The organism is Gulosibacter molinativorax, from assembly GCF_003010915.2.
Taxonomy (GTDB): domain Bacteria; phylum Actinomycetota; class Actinomycetes; order Actinomycetales; family Microbacteriaceae; genus Gulosibacter; species Gulosibacter molinativorax.
Genome location: NZ_CP028426.1, coordinates 3189025 through 3207418, shown reverse-complemented (window position 1 = coordinate 3207418; position 18394 = coordinate 3189025). Strand labels below are relative to the sequence as shown.

Here is an 18394-nt window from a genome sequence, read left to right as displayed (position 1 = left end):
GGTTAGGAACGTCGACCCAGGCCGACCTGCACAGTTTGCAGCGCAAGCCTGACCGTTGGCTTGAACCAGTTCTGCGCCCAGTCACAACTCACTCGAATCGTCGCAAATAGCCGACAGATTAATAGTTGACCATGCTCCAACCCTGTATTTCCGCCGATATTGTGGGATACTGAGTCAGTTCGATTGCAAAATCAAGCTTTGACACACGTCAACGCTCGATAGTTGAGGGAAGCATGCGTTTTCGGTTGAATCAGTCGCGCAGGGTCAGTCCTTCATTCTTGGGCCCCAAAAACGGCCACCCCAGAACCGCCAATCCCCTTCCATCATGGTAGTAATGGCGCCGAAAGCAATCACGGAATCGGCCAAGCTGTGGGAAAAGCGCTACGAACGCCGGCTTGCAATCACGGACACCATTATCGTTGTATTCGCCGTAATTGTCGCGCAATTGCTTCGTTTCGGCGTTGACCGGTCTTCGCTCGAGGTCAACCCGGCGGTCGCTGATAACAAAGGCTTCGAAGTCAGCTACACCGCGATCTCCGTGGCGCTCATCGCCGCTTGGCTCATCACGCTTGCGATGTCGGGGAGCCGCTCGCCGAAGGTAGTCGGCATCGGCGCAACCGAGTATCGCAACGTCATCTCGGCGACGTTCGGGGTGTTCGGGCTCTTGGCGATCATCGCGTTCGCGCTGCGCTCGCAGGTCGGCCGCGGCTACGTCCTCATCGCGCTCCCCCTCGGTCTGTTCCTCCTACTCTTGGGCCGATGGCTCTGGAGGAAGTACCTGCACCACCAGCGCGAGCGTCACCACCACATTTACCGGACGCTGATCGTTGGCGATCGAGCGAAGAGCGCTACTGTGGCCGAAGAAATCGCCCGCACCTCGTACGCAGGCTTCGACGTCGTCGGCGCCGTCACCGAGCACGGCACGAACCAGGAGCTGGCGCCGGGCGTCCCCGTGCTCTCGGGCTACGAGGGCCTGATGCACGTGGTGGATGCCTACCACATCGACACGCTCATCCTCACGAGCGCGGATGCGCTGACTCCCGAACATCTCCGCGAAATCGGTTGGCAGCTCGAGAACCGCGATGTCGACATCATCGCGTCGATCGGCCTGACGGGAATCGCCGGGGCGCGCATCCACTCCCGCCCGGTCTCGGGAATGCCGCTCGTGCACCTCGAGGTGCCCGAGTTCGAGGGCGGCAAGTACTACACGAAGCGCGTCTTTGACATCGTCGGCTCGGCCCTGGCCCTCATCCTGATTAGCCCGCTCGCACTCGTCATCACGACGCTCATCCGCCTCGATAGCCCCGGCCCCGTCATCTTCAAGCAAGAGCGAGTGGGCATCGGCGGCAAGCCCTTCACGATGTACAAGTTCCGCTCGATGACGGCGGATGCGGAGTTGCGGCGCGACGAGCTCATGAACGACGAGACGCGCAACGGGCACCTCTTCAAACACAAGTCAGACCCCCGCATCACCCGCGTCGGGAAGGTGCTGCGCAAGTTCAGCCTCGACGAGCTGCCGCAGTTCTACAACGTCCTGCGTGGCGACATGTCGATCGTTGGCCCGCGGCCGCCGCTGCAGAGCGAGGTCGAGAACTACGAGGCCTGGGTGCATCGCCGGCTACTCGTGAAGCCGGGCATCACCGGCCTGTGGCAGGTCAGTGGCCGTAGCGATCTCTCGTGGGAGGACAGCATCCGCCTCGACCTCTATTACGTCGAGAACTGGTCGCTGATCGAAGACCTGCTGATCGTGCTGCGCACGGTGCGGACCATGATTTCGCCGAAGGGCGCGTACTGATGCCGACACCGAAGGAGACTCAATGGCGGGACTAATCGCCCAGGACTGGGTTGAGCCCTACGGCGGTGCCGAGAAGGTGCTTTCGGCCCTCATCGACGTGCTCCCACCCGCCGAGCTCGCGTGCCTGTGGAACGACGATCCTCGCTGGCACTCTGTGCTTCCGGTTCGCGAGTCGTGGCTGAGCCGCAGCCCCCTGCGCGGGCACAAGGCGATTGCGCTGCCGCTGATGTCCCCCACCTGGCGATTCGAGCTGCGACACCTGCAGCCCGATTGGGTCGTCACGAGTTCGTACGTGTTCGCGCACCACCTGAGCGCAGCCTTCCCCGACGTTCCCCGGTTCAACTACGTGCACTCCCCCGCGCGGTACCTCTGGGCGCCTGAGCACGACCAGCGCGGCGATAGCGCGCTCGTGAAGTCGGCGGCGCCCCCGCTGCGTGCGCTCGACCGGATGGCCGCCGGCCGCACCGGCTCCTTCGCCGCGAATAGTATGTTCATTCGCGACCGCATCCGCCGCGCCTGGGATCAGGATGCCGTGGTGATCCATCCCCCGGTTGACTCGGCACAGATCGCCGAAGTCGAGGACTGGGCCGAGCAGCTCACCGAACAAGAGCACGCGGTGCTCGAGTCGCTTCCCCGCGACGAGTTCCTGCTCGCGGGCTCGCGCATGGTGCCGTACAAGGGCCACGCGAAGGTAATCGAGATGGGCGAGACGCTCGGCCTGCCAGTGGTGCTCACAGGCAGCGGCCCCGAGGAGCAGCGGCTTCGCGCGCAGGCGGCGGATGCGCGTACCAAGGTCTTCTTCCTCGGTCGCGTCACGAACGAGATGCTTCGGGCGCTGTACCAGCGTGCGCTGGCCTTCGTGTTCCCGCCCGTCGAGGACTTCGGCATCATGCCGGTCGAGGCGATGGCCGCAGGATGCGCCGTGATCGCGAACCGCGTGGGCGGCGCCGCCGAGTCGGTCGTTGACGGCGAGACCGGCGCGCTGATCGACCCACAGGATGCGCTGAGTTGGACCGCAGCGGTCGAGATCGCGGCGCAAGTGCGCCGGGATGCGACGAAGGCTCGCGCGCTCGAGTTCGACAACGAGCACTTCGCGGCGAAGGTGCGCGCATGGGTGGAACCGTCGATCAAGGTGTAGACGACGGCTCCGGCCGTGAGCCGCGTCGTCGCGGGGCGTCGCGAACGATCCTGTGGGTCGCGTTCGGGCTCTGCGTCGCGGGCGTCCTCGCCATCGTGTTTCTCCCGATCGGCTGGATGCTCAACCGACTAATCGTCTGGCTGTACTACGCGGGGAAGAGCCTCGGCATGCCCGGTGTCGTGACGCTCGGGTGGTACGAGTTCGGGCTGAACGTCCTGCTGTTTGCTGTGCCGGTCGCGTTAGCGTCGCTGCTCTGGCGCCGCGTGCCCTGGTGGGTTTGGCCGCTGCTGGCGCTCGTTGTTTCTGGAGGCATTGAAGTCGTGCAGCTCGTGTTCTTGCCGCGGGAGTTCTCACTCCGGGATGTGGTTGCGAACACGTTGGGGGCGGTCTTAGGAGCGGCGGTTGTCGCTCTGGCGCGAGCCCGCGGAAGACGAAAGGTTCGTGAGCCCTGATCTCTTCCAGAAAATCTCAGCCATCAAGTCCTGCATTAGAGACGGAAAGGGTGTAGCGGTGACTACCACTCAAACCAACACATCGCGTTCACACGGCATGGACGCTCTGCGCGGCATCGCCGTACTCCTCGTCATACTGCAGCACTCCAACGGCATCCCGCGCACCTACGCCGACATCAACGTGGCGGAGTTCCTCGACTATTCCACGGGGTTCCTGGCGCCCTACCGCATGCCGATGCTACTGCTCCTGTCGGGGCTGCTACTAATCCCGTCCGTTCGTAAGCCCCTACCCACCTATTACGGGGGCTAGGTCCGCAAGGTCGTATGGCCCTACCTTGTGTGGGGTGTAATCATCGCGTTAGTAACGCTCTCGCCAGAGAGCCTCTTGACCATCGAATTCTGGCGGGGCGGGCCGAGCCACCTCTGGTTCCTCACCGTACTCATGGCCTGCTATTTGATTGGCCCGGCGGTGCGTTGGGTTCCACCTTGGATCATCCCGATCGCTATGATGGCCGTCCTCGTGATCGTCGATCCGTCGACCAATTTCTATCGACGCATCCTCTTCTTCGGCGCCTTCTTTTTCATCGGCGCCACCGTTTATCGCTACTTGCCATGGATTCAGTCCCGAGGACCTTGGCTCCCGGCCGCATCTGGGCTGGCTGCAATAGTCCTAGGAGTAGGCAGCATGTTGGGACATGTGGCCGTCAACCATGACGCGCCGTGGACCCTTCTCGTAAGCCTGCCCGGCCTGATCGTCGCGTTGTGGATCATGCCTCGACTCCCACGGATGCCGTGGCTGGAGTTCGCGGGCCGCCGGTCAATCGTTCTCTACTGCGTCCATGCGCCGGTCATGATCGTTCTCACACTCTTCGCGGGTGGCCTTGCGGAAACCTCGGCGGCATTGTTCTACGCGTTAGTCCTCATTGCCGGGTTCGGCGTCCCTATCGTTGTGGCGATCTTCTATGACCGTTTCAAGCTGTTGTTTGAACTCCCGTCTATACGGAGTGCGAGTCGGCGAAAGAGAGACTGGAAATCAACCTCCGACACGACGCTCAGCCCGCCTACTTCTGACGCGCGAAGCTAAAGAGGATGCCGACACGATGCGGCATCTGTCGCAGTCACGCGCTAGTTTCATATTCTCAAGAGCCCGAGAGCAACCAAACCCCTCAGCTGGTTTCTTCACAATTTTGACTAAACTAAAGACCAACGGCAAATAACCAAATGTGCGCGTTCTACGATTCGACTTCAATGACAGAATCGTAGAACTATTACAACTTTGATGTGGTCAGGCCACGCAAGTCATCGGCGATAGTTTCCCACATGCTATCGAAATTAAACTTCGACTCAACACTTCTTCGCGCAGCCTTTCCGATCCGATTGAGACGCACTTCGTCCGCCAATGCGGATGAAATCGATGACGCCACCCCTTCTGCGTCATGAAGTGGCATAAATAGACCGGTTTCACCATCAATTACGTATTCACGCATCGGCTCAGTATCTGTAATAAGCACTGGCCTGGCACAGGCGGAGGCTTCGAGTAAAACGCTTTGCCCCGTTGGATAGGCAAGATCGTGCGTGGGAATCACGACAAGTTTCGCAGATCGAAGATTCTCCCGATGTTCCTCGAGTGAGACAGGTGAATTTACGGTCACGTTGCGGGGAAGATCATCTGGCGAAAAACGCCCCGCCTGGGTGAAGATTTGGAATTCAACCGCTGGTAACAACCTTGCTGCATCAACTAGTGATTGATAATCACGCCCCCTGTCGATACCAACTGAGAGCACTTGGAAACGCCTCGTGGAAGTGGGCGCGGGGGTGAAGAAGTCGTGATCGACGCCGAAATCGACCGGTAAGACCCGGTCGCTCTGAATCCCGATTTCCGCAAAAATGTCAACTTGGTTTTGACTGAATACATAGATTCGATCTAACTCCTTCGCGATTGACCGAATTTCTTGGATCCGCGCGGTGGATCCTGCTTGAATTTCCTCGGCCCACCAACAAGAAATCGTGGCAAGCCTCATCCTCCTGTATGGAGGCAGTCGCCTCTTGCGGAGCTTCGCCGGGAGGACGGCGTGTTGTTCAAGGACACATAAAAGCGCGTCGGCGGCAGGAGAGCGCACGAGCGCGCGGAGCGGAACGTCGATGGACATCCCCGATCGATGCTCGACGACATCACGGATCTTCTTGAGGGACTTCAACTGCAATGGGGGCACCGGCTGAAGTCGGACCCCAGACTTCGCTAACTTATCCACTCGATACGGCCCAGGTAATGAATTCAGTTCCGAACTGGTAAACCCGACTCCACTGGTAATATTGTAAAGACCCTGAACTGTTGGCATTTTCACAACATTGACCTTTCGTTCACTCTGGCAGAGAAGCGCACTTACTCGTCTACAGATTTGAAATTATTGATCAGTTTGGAATTAGGAATGCTCCCAAACACACGATAACGCAAGTGCCCCCCAACCGTGCCGAGCATCCAGCCTACACCTCGAATATTCTGCTCGAGCGAAATACGGTCCGTAGAAGATATTGTTCGAAGTGCCGCCCGAACCATCGGTCGCACCGTCGAGCGCAAGCTAATGCTTTGGAGCTCGATCTCTTCGTGGTGCTTTACCCAAAGTTGAATCGACGTATGACCATAATGCTGATATTGCCGAAAAGCGTCTCGCAACGTTGAACGTTGCCGATAGTCATACACCGCAGTTGGGACGCCCACCATTTCGTATCCAAGCTGCTGTATGCGTCCACAAAAATCGACCTCTTCATGACCTCGAAATGATTCGTCAAAGCCACCAGCCTCCAGCATAGTTTCGCGTCGCACGCCGAGCGCGCCTCCCAATGCGTATTCGGGAAACCAGAAGGGGCCAGGACGGAGTGATTTGGGCTCCTTTGGGATCGGAGGTGGAGCCTCACCCGGCATGCTCAACAGCGGTACGGAACCCACGAGAACGTGCCGCTCAAGCGCACTCCTCATGGCACTTACATACCCCATCCGCAACTCGTCATCGGCGTCGACGAACAAAATGTCGCGGCCTCTAGCCATTAACGCACCGATGTTGCGTGCGTGCGAGGGGCCCCGGGCAGCGGATGCGTCAACGACCCGGAATGCACCGAACGCGTTTGCATATGCCTGCGCGACAGTTGCTGATCGATCCGTCGATCCATTGTCCGCAATCACGACATCCAGCTCGTCGGCTTCTGGCTGCATTGCCAATGAATCGAGCTGATCGCTCAGGCCGTGTTCTCCGTTGTACACCGGAATTACAACGCTCAACGCAAACGTTGGTTCGCGATGCGTAGGACTTTCGCCAGCATCACAGCTAACGTCAGGACCATAGACGGCGTGGACCCTCCGCTTGAACTGCTTCCACCCAAACCGATGACGGATCCACGAATCCACATCGTCGAAGCGCTCGTCGGCGGGTACCGGGTAGTGATTCTCAGCCCGCTGGTGAGCTGCACTCGGATCGAACGAAGCTGCACTGCGCGCCATAAACGGTGGAAATATTACGGTCGCGTTGTTCACCTCGGCCAATCGCGAACGAGCTTCCGGGCTGAATGTAATGACAGTGTCTGCGACACCGCTGGCGCGGCGTTCCGCGCGGGCGAATTTCCGTGACGCTACCCCGGGCGGTGTCGTGGAGCGATCGGTCGCCACGTCGGGAAGAGTCACAGTAATCCGTGCGGAGGGGAAGCGCTTACGAAGTGACATCGCCAAAGGTGTGGATTCCAACCCATATAGTTCGATGACTCGCGCGTTATCCATAATCGCCACGATTTCAGGGTCTTCAAGCAACGCTCGGGCGAATCCTCGGTGCGCAGGAAGGGGCGATGTTAACGGTCGAACTTGTCGCCTCGTTCCAGGTTTCGCGTTCAGCTCGACGAGCCGGTGCCTTGGCGCACCGCGTGCCGCAGTCCTTCGATTCCTCATGGTGTCCGGAGAAAAGATCAACGGATTGAAACTGTCCAGTGCCGCCACGAGGTCGAGCAGGTATCGTCCCGCTAATCCCTGCGTGTTCTCATCGGGTATTACAGGCGCAATGATGACGACCTCGGGTCGCGGGCTTGACCCCGATTCGACGTTGTTCATTCAGGTAACTTTCCCAATTCGACGAGCTTAGCGAAGTCCGAATTGGTCGTGGTCAAATCGCCAAACGTCCCTTCGGATTCAACCTTCCCATCTTTCATGAAGTAAATGCGATCAGCGTTCTTCACCGTGGATAGGCGATGCGCGACGACAATGATGGTGAGCTTGCCCTTCAGCGTCTCAATCGTCTCAGCGATGAGAGCCTCCGTAGCGTTGTCGAGGGCCGAGGTAGCTTCGTCGAGGATGAGCACAGATGGTTCTCGGTAAAGCGCTCGGGCGATTCCGAGTCGCTGGCGTTGGCCACCCGAAAGTCGCACACCTCGTTCGCCGACGCGAGTGTCAAGCCCGTCTTCAAGCTCACTAATTAATTGGCCCAACTGTGCAGCCTCGATAGCAACCTGCATTCGTTCGTCGTTTATTTCGCTTTCACGGTCCCCGAACGCAATGTTTCGTCGAATCGAATCATCGATCAGAAATACGTCTTGTGGAACGATCGCGAGAGACAAGTTCCACGCCGCCGGGTCGTCGTCGATCCTCCGACCACCACATCTAATTTCCCCTCGCGTGGGTTCGAAGAGTCCGATCAAAAGGTCAAGAACGGTACTCTTCCCCGCTCCGCTCGACCCAACGAGCGCGACCATTTCACCGTCGCGGATATCCATCGAGACGCCGTTGACGACTGGCTCGCTCGCGTCTTCGAATTGGAAGACCACGTTGTCAATTTCAATATCGCCACGGTAGCGCTCACTCGTTCGAGGAGTCTCTTGGTATTCCTCGACGCTGTCCAATCGCTCGACCTCCTCTGCCAATAAATGCAATCCCGGCTGCCCGATACGAATCATGGTCATCGTCCCAGACAGCCCGTTGAGCATTGGTAGTAACCGAACCGAAGCGGCTGCAAACACGCCCAAAGTAGATAATGCGGCTTCTGCCGACGAGGTGGCGAACAAGACGAAAGTGAGCGCGGCGATGGTCAAGATGAAGACGATTTCCAACAGGTGGCGGGGCAACTCCGAGTAAAAAGTCGACGATCGAACTGGAGTGCTGTGGAGATTTCGGACAGTGAGCCCCGTAGCATTTCGGGGGAACACTGAAATGAGGAATCCGCAGAATGTCTGCAACACGACGACGATTCAGTCAGGAATTCAAGGACGAGTTATGCCGCGAGGTGATCACCACCTCGAAGGCCGTCAAGACGGTAGCCGAGGAATACGGTGTCGGCGCCGAAACCCTCCGCGGCTGGCTCAAGAAGTACCGGGCCGAGCACGCCACCGGAGAACCGGAGGGCGATTTGACTCTCGATGAACGAGCCCGGTTACGAGAACTCGAACGCGAGAACCGGGAACTGCGCACCGAGGCCGCGTTCCTAAAAAAAGCAGCAGCGTACTTCGCGAGGGAGCCACGATAGTGGCGAAGTATGAGTTTATTGACTCCTATGCCCGCGAGCCAGGCGCGCCATCGATCGCGCGGATGTGCGTGTGGCTGGCAGTTTCTCGTTCCGGGTTCTATCACTGGCGCGGCCGCCCGTTATCGGCGACCGCGACCCGCAGGGCGGCGCTGACCTCCCGGATCCGGTACTTCTTCGACGCATCGGACCAGACCTACGGGTACCGGCGGATTCACGCTGATCTGACCGCGGAGGGGACGGAGTGCTCGCCAGAGCTGGTGCGACAGATCATGCGTGACGAGGGCCTGGTGGCCTGTCAACCGCGCCCGTTCCGAACGACGACGCTGGCGGATCGAGAGGCCGCCGAGGGCATGCCAGACCTCGTGCAGCGGGCGTTCACCGCTGACCGGCCTGGCCGCAAATTCGTGGGCGATATTACTTACATTCCCTCGTGGCAGGGGTTCATCTATTTGGCGACCGTGATTGACTGCTATTCGAAGAAAGTTGTGGGCTGGTCGATCGCTGATCACATGCGTACCGAGTTGGTCGAGGACGCGCTCCGGAATGCGGTAGCGACCACCCAGATTGAGCCAGGCGCGATTTTTCATTCGGACCGCGGAAGTGTTTATACCTCCGCGGACTATCGGGCGCTGGTGGCCCGGCTGGGGATGCGGTCTTCGATGGGACGAACTGGCGTGTGTTGGGACAACGCCATGGCGGAATCGTTCTTTTCGGCGTTGAAGAACGAGCGCGTGTACCGCACCGTGTACGCGACGAAACAGCAGGCGCGACGTGATGTGATCAACTACATCGAGGGGTTCTACAACAGTCGCCGTCGCCACTCCGCGTTGGGTTACCAGTACCCCAACGATGTCCATTACAGTTACCGACAGCTGGCACTAGCAGCGTAAGAAAATCCATCAAAACGCTGTCCGAAATCTACGCAGCAGCCCAAACCACCCCGGCCTGGACCAGCTTTGACTCTCGGTAACTTTCAACAAATCGGTGACCGCTGCCGGTGAGCCGAACGTCCCTGAACCCAGCCAGGACCGGTGTCACGGAACGCCATCCCGAAACCTCGGCTTCGCTCTGTGCGTGCCCCAGCGAGAGGTGCTTCTTCTTCAATATGAGTTGCAGTCCAAGAGTCACACTTGCAAATACCACCACTGCTGCGAGCGTGGCTAAGGGAGCGGTGACGAACAGAACCACGATGATCGCCATGATTGTGGCGAAGTTAGTGAGCAGCGAGATCAAGCCACCGAGCACCGAACCAAACGCGGCGTTCGTCGACGCACCAAGGTGCCGATACATATCGGCTATTTCACGCTGACGATGTGCTGCGTACGGAGACAACACATACTTTCGAAGAAGTTCGGCTGCGCCAACGGCTGTCATGCGGTTCTGTCGCCCGACCAGCCACCAGCGAAACAGAATAGTTGCCAGGCTCTTGAGGACGAACGTACCCGCCACAAGCAGCGCGACTAACACGATGAGGGTTGGCAGCTCTTCACTGCGAAATACCGAGGCGATTGTTGGGAACCACGGTGATTGCGCTCCCATAGTTAGTAATTGCATGAGGGGCAGCATCATGGCGACACCAAGTGTGTCTAATGCTGCCAACCCAATTGATCCGACAACGGCCGCAGTCATCCAGGGCCATTGTTTCCCTGACTGCAACCGCATTACGGTGTTGAGGTCATGAAGCATGTCACGCAAGTTCACTATTTCAAGCCTCCCGCGCGCAGACAAAGATCAAGGGTCCGGTCCGCCCAGACTTCCCAATTGAGCTCAGTTCGAGACCACTCAATAGCGCTGGAGCTGTACTTAGCGCGGAGGCCCGGGTCACTCATCCGGAAGATCGCAGTCGCCGCATCCGCAACGATCGATTCGCCGGATTTGACGAGGAGACCCGTGAGGTCGTGTTTGACAATGCTGGCAACGCCCCCTACGTCCGCCGCGATGGCGGGGAGTCCGTGGGCAGCTGCATCCGTGAGAGTCACGCCAGCCGCATTAGCAGTTGCCAGCTCGATCAAGATATCGGCCTTAACATACTCCGCGCTGAGCGCCTCGCGCGAGAGACGCCCCATCGGTTCCGCCCAAGCCGGTAGAGAGGCCGGAGCGTCGCCAACAATCACGAGCCCCGCCTCGAGCCCTCTGCTCCGAGCCTCCTCGACGGCTTTTAATGCGATGGTGCCGCCCTTCCGTTCCCATTCGGTCGAAACCAGTAGTAGTCGTAGGGGTCCGCTTACAGGAGCAGGTCGTTCTAGAGGTTCAGGAGGCAAGATGGCGGGCCCCGTCGGTGCGACAACCACGTGCTCAGATCTAACGCCGTAGTCCAGTACCAGCGAGTTCTTAGCCCATGCCGACGACGCCACGAACCCTTCTGTCGTTCTGGTGGCTCGCGCCGAAACAGCGTCAGCCTGGATCGAAGACACGGGATGCACATTGCTGAACATCGCATAGAAGTCGCGCATGGCGATTAACGTCGCATCCGTGACTTGAATGATGGGGGCTCCGATTTTGCCTAGGAAGGCGATGTCCGTCGACGCAACAACTGCGAGAACAGCGTCGATTTCTTCGTTCCGGAGTCGCCGCTTCAATGAGCGACCCCTTCGGAGAGCGGTGGCCAGACCGAAGTCCCAAAGGTACTTGCGGTTCGAAATTGCGCCAATTACGCGCGTAGCTACTCGATCAATGATCGCGGTCGACACGGGTTCGGTCGAAATAGGTACGAGCTCGACGCGCTCACCCATGACGCGCTGCATGTGGGCAATCATTCCTGACCAAGCACGTGGATCGTCGAAGCGCCAAGGTGTAACCATGGCGATTCTTGGTATTCGGCGATCTGCCGCTGAGCGTTCGCGACTGACGTCGCGCAGACTGTTTGCGCCGTACACAGACCGAAGGCTGTTCGCGAACTGAATCGTACCGTAGCGGCTGCTCGCCCAATGAGCCCCACTAACTGCGTCGTCGCGGGCGGAAGCTGGATCGCTCAGCACCTGAATGATCCGCGAAGCAAATCCCGGAGCGTCGTCGTATATCTGCGGTTGATAGGTGTTGTCACCGATCCCCTCTGCCGCGATTGAAGTCAGCGCGACGGGAACTCCGCGAGCGATTGCCTCGACGACTTTGAATTTCACCCCTGCCCCTTGTAAGAGCGGCGCCACCGCGATGTCGGTTGCGGCATAAAGGGCATCGAGGTCTTCGACGAAACCTGCATAGGTTACACCGCCCAGTGCTGGCAGCATCGGTCGATATTCTTCCGGGACACTTCCCGCCACTGTCAGCGTGGCGTTGGGAATCGCGTTTCGGACGAGAGGCCAGACGTCGCGAGTGAGCCAGAGGACGCCCTCAAGGTTCTCTGGACGATGGAGCGGACCAATGAACAACGCATTAGGTGCGGTAGTCGCGGCGTCGACGCGCTTCGTCAACTTAGACCGCCGTGCAATTGCTGGATGGATTACAACCGCATTTGCGCCATCGGGAAGCAACTTCCGGTCCTTTTCGCTGAACACGACTGTCGTCGAGTCGTCTGAGGCTAATCGGTGCTCCACAATGGCCGCGTTCGCGAAAGCGAGCGCGCCTCGAATGCGATCTTTCCATCCCGTGGCCGTGCTCACGCGCCGTTTTAGCCCCTGGCTCATCACATCATGCAATGTGACGATGACATCTGCGCGAGGATTGAGGCGTCGGACCATCCGAACGAGCGGTGCTTGCTGCTCCCACTGCAGATCCACTCTGTTGGCGCGCTCGATCAATTCCCTTGCTTCCAAGTCCTGAACGATTCCACGTTCAAATCCGCGATAAGTATGAACCACAAACGTGCGATCGCGCTGGTCCCGAATTGCGCGGAAGACACCCCGTGGCTCCAATCCCGGACGAAGGTTCACGAGGTGATGATTCGGCACATCCGGCGCTGCCGCCGCGCGTCTATTCCCTGGCGTATCAGGGACAATGAACGCCAGATTCTGGCCGTCCAGTGCCGTGAGCAAATCCTTCAGATACCATTCGCCGGCGTTGTCCGGGTTGGTGCTCGGTAGTATCGGGGAAATGATGACCATCTCAGGCTGCCCCTTCCCGGGGGTAGAACTGTCGCACTTAGTGGTCACAGATTTCGCTGATTCGGCGATGCTCACTAGATGCTGCACTCGCCGACGAAATTCAGCCTCAAACGTGTGCTGTGCCATGAATTCCCGACCGGCCTCGGCTGCACGGTGGATTTCGCCCCTGTCTACGGCGAGCCGCTCGATGACGTCCGCCATCGCAGACACATCCCGTTGCGGTACCGCCCAACCAAGCCCCGATTCCTCGATTAGCGGCACCAATGCCTTGTTTTCGAAACCAAGAATCGGGGCGCCCATAGCTGCGGATTCCAGATAAGTACCTGAGGGATCGCCTTGCACGTGCGGCAGGACCATGATGTCAACATCGTTTCGTGCCCATGGCTGCCACTCAGAACGGAAGTCCATCGGAGAAAGGAAACGGATACGGCCATTCTCCGTGTGTTGAAGTTCATCAAGCATCGGCCCCTGACCGACCAAGGTGAATGAATGACCCACTCCACGGCGATTAAGCTCACGGTGCAACCGCGTGGCGAACTCGGGGCCTTTGATTGGAATGAATCGCCCCGAAAAGGCCAACCTCAGGGGCCTGTCATTATCGAATTTCTCACCGAGCTGCTTGCCCGTAATAAGCTCCTGCCCAGATACACGTGTGTCATAAAACCGTATAGACCTATGGTTCAACGCCGAATAAGCGTGCCACGCCGTCCAGCCGTTGCATTGCAGCCCATCGGCCTGTTTCGCAAGACGCCGCAACACAAGTTCTCGTTTCTGCGCACCGAGGATGATGCGGGCCCGTTTCGCTGCTGACCTGGAGCTCTGAAGAGCAGGTTGAGCCCCATCAACCGCGCTGACTTCGCTCACCAACACGACCGGTGCGCCTAGATCCATGAGCGATATCGAACTCAGGTGATGAGGTGCAAGTACAACTGCAGGCCGAATATTTTGCAGGTCCCTTTGAACATCACCGGAACCAATCACTTCAAACTCGAGGTCAGCTGCACGAAATGTCTTCGAGCCGATGTTTCCAGAGGGGTCAGGTCGGCGAAGCGCACCTATCGCCACGACCTTTCCCGGCCAGTAAGACGCGTATGCCGCGAGACCAAGACGGGATTTCTCCGTAAGCTCAACATCGAAGCCATCGGTCGCGATACCACCCAACATGACGACCGCGAGTGTGCCAAGATCACGCGTTGAAGGCTCTGCGAGGCCGGGCGATATCCCCGTCGATAATTTATGTTCAGACATCATTTCGCACGTTATCTGGGCGTCGATATCCCGATAATGAAGCCGATTCAACGAGCAGAGAAATTGCTTTCTCGGCGATATATTGAGGAAGCTTATCGGCGAATCGGTCAATAGTTCGCGCTGACCTAGTAAGGCCGGTCAAGTTGCGCAATCGCGCCGTATTCCTCACCAGTGCACCCCAAATACCTGTGCCTCCGTCCGCTGGTGGGAGCGCACCGACGCCGTGCTTAGCTTCGAATTTTCGACGAGCTGCCCCCGAATGAAACGCCCGAATCACCCTTATCGCGGTCGTGGTTGCTGCAATGTGGTGCGGTGTTTCAAGTTCGGGTGCGAGTACGACATCCAGGCCTGCCTGTTTGGCGCGATAACCCCAATCGACATCCTCCCAACCATATGCGCGAAAGGATCTGTCGTATTCGCCAACGCGTTGCCAACCTGTTCGGGTGACCGAAACATTTCCCGCCCAGAACCGCCACCATTGCTCTTCCGAAGCGGCATACGCATCTTTGCGAAACCGCTCGTCGCGATCGAACCCGTACGCGCGCGCGTACGGCGTTGGCGGATATGTATTTCGGTAAAGCCCGACCACCCCGAACTCGCCTCCGATGTGACGCTCCACATGTGCCGCAACATAGTCGGGCGAGGGTCGAAGGTCGTCATCGCACCGAATCAAGATGTCACCGCGAGCTGATGCAAACCCTGCATTTAGCGCAGCCGAACGGCCACGGTTTTCCGGAAATACGATAGACCGCACCGGTAGATCCGCGGCAGCTTCCTCGACCACCAATGCCGAGTTGTCGATGTCTCCATCAATGACGACGATGGCTTCCCAACTCGACTCGGTCTGCGAGCGAAGCGCCTCGAACAGGTGCGGCAATCGTTCCGCGCCACCGCGCGAGGGTACGACAATACTTGCCTTTGGCGAATCGGTCATGCTGCAACCCGATCGTAAACATTGCCGATCCGGCGAGTCATCTGCGCGACTGAAATCGGTCGACTCGTGAGTTCTTTGCGGCCAAGCGCCGCGCGAATCCGCCCTGCAACCTCGACCACGTTGTCGGCATCAACAAGCGAAGCCTCAGACACGATCTCCGGATTCCCACCGACCCGCGCGGCGACCACCGGGATCCCGCGTGCGACGGCATCCAGGAGTGTGTAGGAGGCGTTCTCCCACACGGAAAGTTGCACGATGGCATCCGCTTCAGCCATCGCCGACTCGGCGTCAACGAATCCGGGCAGGCTCACCGCATCCGCCAAGCCGAGCTGGGAAATCTGCTCGCGCAGCTCGCCCTCGAGCGGACCGCTGCCGGCGATTGTCAGCGTCGCGCCCGGCAGACCTTGCCGCAACAAAGCAAAGGCCTCGATCAACTTGTCGAGTCGTTTCTCGGGCGCGAGTCGGGACAACGAGAGGATGCGCGGTGCACTCGGATCGCCCGCGACACGCTCGAGCTCAGGAGCATCCACACCATTCGGAATCACAATGATCTGCCGCTGCACGGCCCATTTCTCGCGCATTGCCTGCGCCGTTGCTTCCGACACCGCGATTCGCGCTGCGAAGCGACGCTGTCGCAGCGTGTGCGCTGCAGCCATCACCCGGGCCTTGGCCTCCGACTCGTGGTAAACCGAGTCGTTCCCAGCGATGCCGTGTTCCGTCGAGACGCGCCGGACGCCGTCCGGGAGCCACGTGAATGCCGCGATGATATCGGCGTATGCAAGGTGAGAGTGCACAATTTTTGGCCGGAGTGCATTCACTGCCGCGATGAGCGACCGGACTGACGCAACAACGCCCGCATCCGGGCCGAACGCCGCAGCTTGCACGGCCGAGCCCTGGGCGCGCAATGCCTCTGCGAGCGCCCCTTCCGGGCACATCACGACGATGCGCCAGCCAGGGATCCCGAGCCGGGTCGCGTCAAGCACATGCCGCGCCACTCCCCCGATGTCTGGGACAGGCACGAGCCACAGCGCGGTTGGAGTTACATTCAAAGCCACTGCTCCAGCCGGTCAAGCGCCGTCCAGAAGCCCTCGCCGTGGTTGATGTGACCCTGCCAAATTTCCGGGATAAACGGCGTTCCTGGTGAAAGCCGATCGATCGCCGCGCCGAATGGCGGCCAGTCAATGTCGCCCTCGCCAACCTGCACGCCCTCGCCGTCGACGCCAGTCGCATCCACGATGTGCCAGTGAATCGTGTGGGGCGCGAGCAGCTCGAGGGCCTCCGAAAACGGCACGCCGAGGAACGTCGACGCGAGCTTCGTGTGCGAGACGTCGAAGCACAGCGCGGTGCCGGTCCGTTCCGCGAACTCCGCGGTGTCGCGCGGGTCAAGGAAGAGGTTGTGGAACTGCTGCCCGCCCATGAGCCAAGGGAACGGCGGCAGTGTCTGCGCCGCGATCCGCACGCCGTCCGTGTCGAGACGCTTTAGTGCTTCGGCAATTCGGTCATACTTTGCTCTTCGCTCGGATGCGGGGATGTGCCGGTCGTTCGTAAACCCGCCCATCGTCACAACCATGATCGGCTCGGTCTCATTTGGGAACCAGCGGCGCAGGTCGCGCGTCACCTGAATCGTCCGCTGCACTTCCCGAATCGAGCGCACCCAGATCTCGTCGTCTGCCGAGGCGAGGTCGACGAGAAAGTCACCCGCGAAGAGGTCGGGCAGGTGCGTCGTGAAACCGATATCGAGCGGCTCGGCGAAGAACTCGTCCATGTCGACGTCGAGGTCTTTGTACGAGAAGTGGAACTCAAGAAAGTCAGGGTTCGACTGCGCAAGTAGCTCCGCGTGATCGTGGTAGCGAACCGGGAGGCCCCACGGCCGGCGGAACGTGAAGTCGCGGCCCGTCGGCGATGCATTCCGAAGGTCGCCTTCGAAGAAGAAGTCACCCTCGACCATGTCGCGCCGGATCGTGCGACCGAGCAGGAGCGGCAGCTTGTTGGGCTGCAGTCCGCGCCCCGGGCTTCGCACCTGTACGTCCTCGGCCACGAGCTCGTCACCAGCCGCGACCGGCCGCGCGGCCACGAGTGACTTCGCGAGGTTGATGCGGTTCATCGCCTCACCGGTGGAGACCACGCGTTCCTGGTTCGTGCCGATCGACGACTCGATGTCGCGGATCTCCGAAACCATCGCCTTGAACTCCTCGGGCAGCAGCGACACCGTGTGGTCGTTGCCTTCCATCCCGCGGTCGACGGTGAAGTGCTTTTCGATGATGGATGCGCCGCGGGCGACGGCCGCGACCGGCACGTGCCAGCCGCGCTCGTGGCCCGAGTATCCGACGACGCATTCGCCAAGCTCGGCGAGCCGATCCATGTAGGCGAGGTTGAGGTCCTTGTACGGCGCCGGATAGGTCGACTGGCAGTGCAGCAACGCGTAGCCCGCACCGCGGCGACGCAGCAGTTCCACGGTCTCGATGATCTCCGACTCGCGAGACATACCGGTGCTCAACAGCATCGGCAATCCGCGCGAGGCCGCGTCGTCGAGCAGCTCGTGATTCGTGAGGTCGGCGGAGGCAATCTTCAGGCCCGGGATGCCGTAGTCGACCAGCGCCTGCACGCTCGCGGAATCCCACGGCGTGCACATGACGTCGATACCCGCGTCCTTCGCATGGTCGAACACCTCGAAGAGCGACTCCGCGGGCAGCGAGAACTTCCGCAGCAGATCGAGCGTGTACTGCGCCCCGAGGTCCTCCCCGGCAGTCGCACCGCCTGACTGCCGGTAGAGCGAGTCCATGTCCCGCAACTGAAACTTGACCGCATCCGCGCCTGCGTCGACCGCGAGGTCGACGAGCCGCTTCGCGAGGTCAATCGAGCCGTTGTGGTTGTTGCCAACCTCGGCGATCACGAACGTAGGATGCCCGGGCCCAATTTCGTGCGAACCGATGCGAAGCGTGTCACTCGCGTCGATCGCGACGGCCATGAGGTGACCACGTTCATCCACGAGCGGGATGTGGCTCACGCCCTCGCGAAAGAGCGGCAGAATCTCGGCGGGTCGAGCCGTAGCGGGCGCGGTCTGCGTCTGGGTGTTGCTGATCTCGCCGACGGACGTGTCGAGCGACCCGGTCGGGTTTTCGACGATCCAGCGTCGGAAGTCGCCGTCAGAGAACGAGCCCCGCAGAATGCCGTGCGCATCCACACAGAAGACGATGCGCTGCCGGTTCGCGTTGATCTTGCTCAGCGCAGAGAGGACTGGGTCCTCCGCGAACACGATATACGGCGCGAGCTGACGGTCGATGATCAT

12 protein-coding genes and 1 pseudogene are annotated in these 18394 nt (G+C 59.8%); 5 read left to right on the top strand and 8 right to left on the bottom strand.

Annotated elements, in window-relative coordinates; all coding sequences use genetic code 11:
* The first annotated feature begins 334 nt into the window (after positions 1-334).
* The 4 genes and pseudogenes from GMOLON4_RS14880 (at position 335) to GMOLON4_RS14865 (ending at position 4469) form a co-directional block, all read left to right on the top strand.
* Positions 335-1795 (top strand): sugar transferase, encoded by a 1461-nt coding sequence (locus tag GMOLON4_RS14880; protein WP_051266110.1) that lies wholly within the window; start codon positions 335-337, stop codon positions 1793-1795.
* A gap of 22 nt (positions 1796-1817) precedes the next feature.
* Entirely contained in the window at positions 1818-2933 is a 1116-nt protein-coding gene (locus tag GMOLON4_RS14875) for a glycosyltransferase (protein WP_026935983.1), read from the top strand.
* On the top strand, positions 2906-3385 hold the full coding sequence (locus GMOLON4_RS14870) for a VanZ family protein (RefSeq protein ID WP_051266113.1): 480 nt from the start codon (positions 2906-2908) through the stop codon (positions 3383-3385). The genes GMOLON4_RS14875 and GMOLON4_RS14870 overlap by 28 nt, the downstream gene beginning before the upstream one ends.
* 97 nt (positions 3386-3482) lie before the next feature.
* Positions 3483-4469: pseudogene (locus GMOLON4_RS14865) on the top strand (acyltransferase family protein).
* 184 nt (positions 4470-4653) lie between these two features.
* Here the strand turns inward: GMOLON4_RS14865 and GMOLON4_RS14860 are convergent.
* The 3 genes from GMOLON4_RS14860 to GMOLON4_RS14850 form a co-directional block, all read right to left on the bottom strand.
* Complete coding sequence (locus GMOLON4_RS14860; protein ID WP_181244115.1) at positions 4654-5406, bottom strand: glycosyltransferase family 4 protein; 753 nt, start codon at positions 5404-5406, stop codon at positions 4654-4656.
* 362 nt (positions 5407-5768) lie between these two features.
* The gene (locus GMOLON4_RS14855; protein WP_169516449.1) at positions 5769-7184 is read right to left on the bottom strand and encodes a glycosyltransferase family 2 protein; all 1416 of its coding nucleotides are present in this window, start codon (positions 7182-7184) and stop codon (positions 5769-5771) included.
* Positions 7185-7474: 290 nt separating this feature from the next.
* On the bottom strand, positions 7475-8452 hold the full coding sequence (locus tag GMOLON4_RS14850) for an ABC transporter ATP-binding protein (RefSeq protein WP_146137510.1): 978 nt from the start codon (positions 8450-8452) through the stop codon (positions 7475-7477).
* A 134-nt stretch (positions 8453-8586) separates the two neighbouring features.
* Between GMOLON4_RS14850 and GMOLON4_RS14845 the strand changes: the two genes are divergently transcribed.
* Positions 8587-9773 (top strand): IS3 family transposase gene (locus GMOLON4_RS14845; protein WP_265415360.1). Its coding sequence is split into 2 segments (ribosomal slippage): positions 8587-8857 and positions 8857-9773, totalling 1188 coding nucleotides; the frame shifts between segments, so codons are not numbered across the junction.
* 28 nt (positions 9774-9801) lie between these two features.
* On the opposite strand, the gene GMOLON4_RS14840 is transcribed toward GMOLON4_RS14845, so the two are convergent.
* From GMOLON4_RS14840 to GMOLON4_RS14820, 5 genes are read right to left on the bottom strand one after another with little or no spacing between them, the layout of a single operon-like run.
* Positions 9802-10584: a 6TM ABC transporter family protein gene (locus GMOLON4_RS14840; RefSeq protein WP_026937621.1), complete on the bottom strand. Its 783-nt coding sequence runs from the start codon at positions 10582-10584 to the stop codon at positions 9802-9804.
* Positions 10584-14174 (bottom strand): glycosyltransferase, encoded by a 3591-nt coding sequence (locus tag GMOLON4_RS14835; protein ID WP_084147637.1) that lies wholly within the window; start codon positions 14172-14174, stop codon positions 10584-10586. Before GMOLON4_RS14835 ends, GMOLON4_RS14840 begins: the two co-directional genes overlap by 1 nt.
* Complete coding sequence (locus GMOLON4_RS14830; protein WP_084147638.1) at positions 14164-15105, bottom strand: glycosyltransferase family 2 protein; 942 nt, start codon at positions 15103-15105, stop codon at positions 14164-14166. The genes GMOLON4_RS14835 and GMOLON4_RS14830 overlap by 11 nt, the downstream gene beginning before the upstream one ends.
* On the bottom strand, positions 15102-16160 hold the full coding sequence (locus GMOLON4_RS14825) for a glycosyltransferase family 4 protein (RefSeq protein WP_084147639.1): 1059 nt from the start codon (positions 16158-16160) through the stop codon (positions 15102-15104). Before GMOLON4_RS14825 ends, GMOLON4_RS14830 begins: the two co-directional genes overlap by 4 nt.
* Positions 16151-18394: an N-acetylneuraminate synthase family protein gene (locus tag GMOLON4_RS14820; RefSeq protein WP_026937624.1), complete on the bottom strand. Its 2244-nt coding sequence runs from the start codon at positions 18392-18394 to the stop codon at positions 16151-16153. The genes GMOLON4_RS14825 and GMOLON4_RS14820 overlap by 10 nt, the downstream gene beginning before the upstream one ends.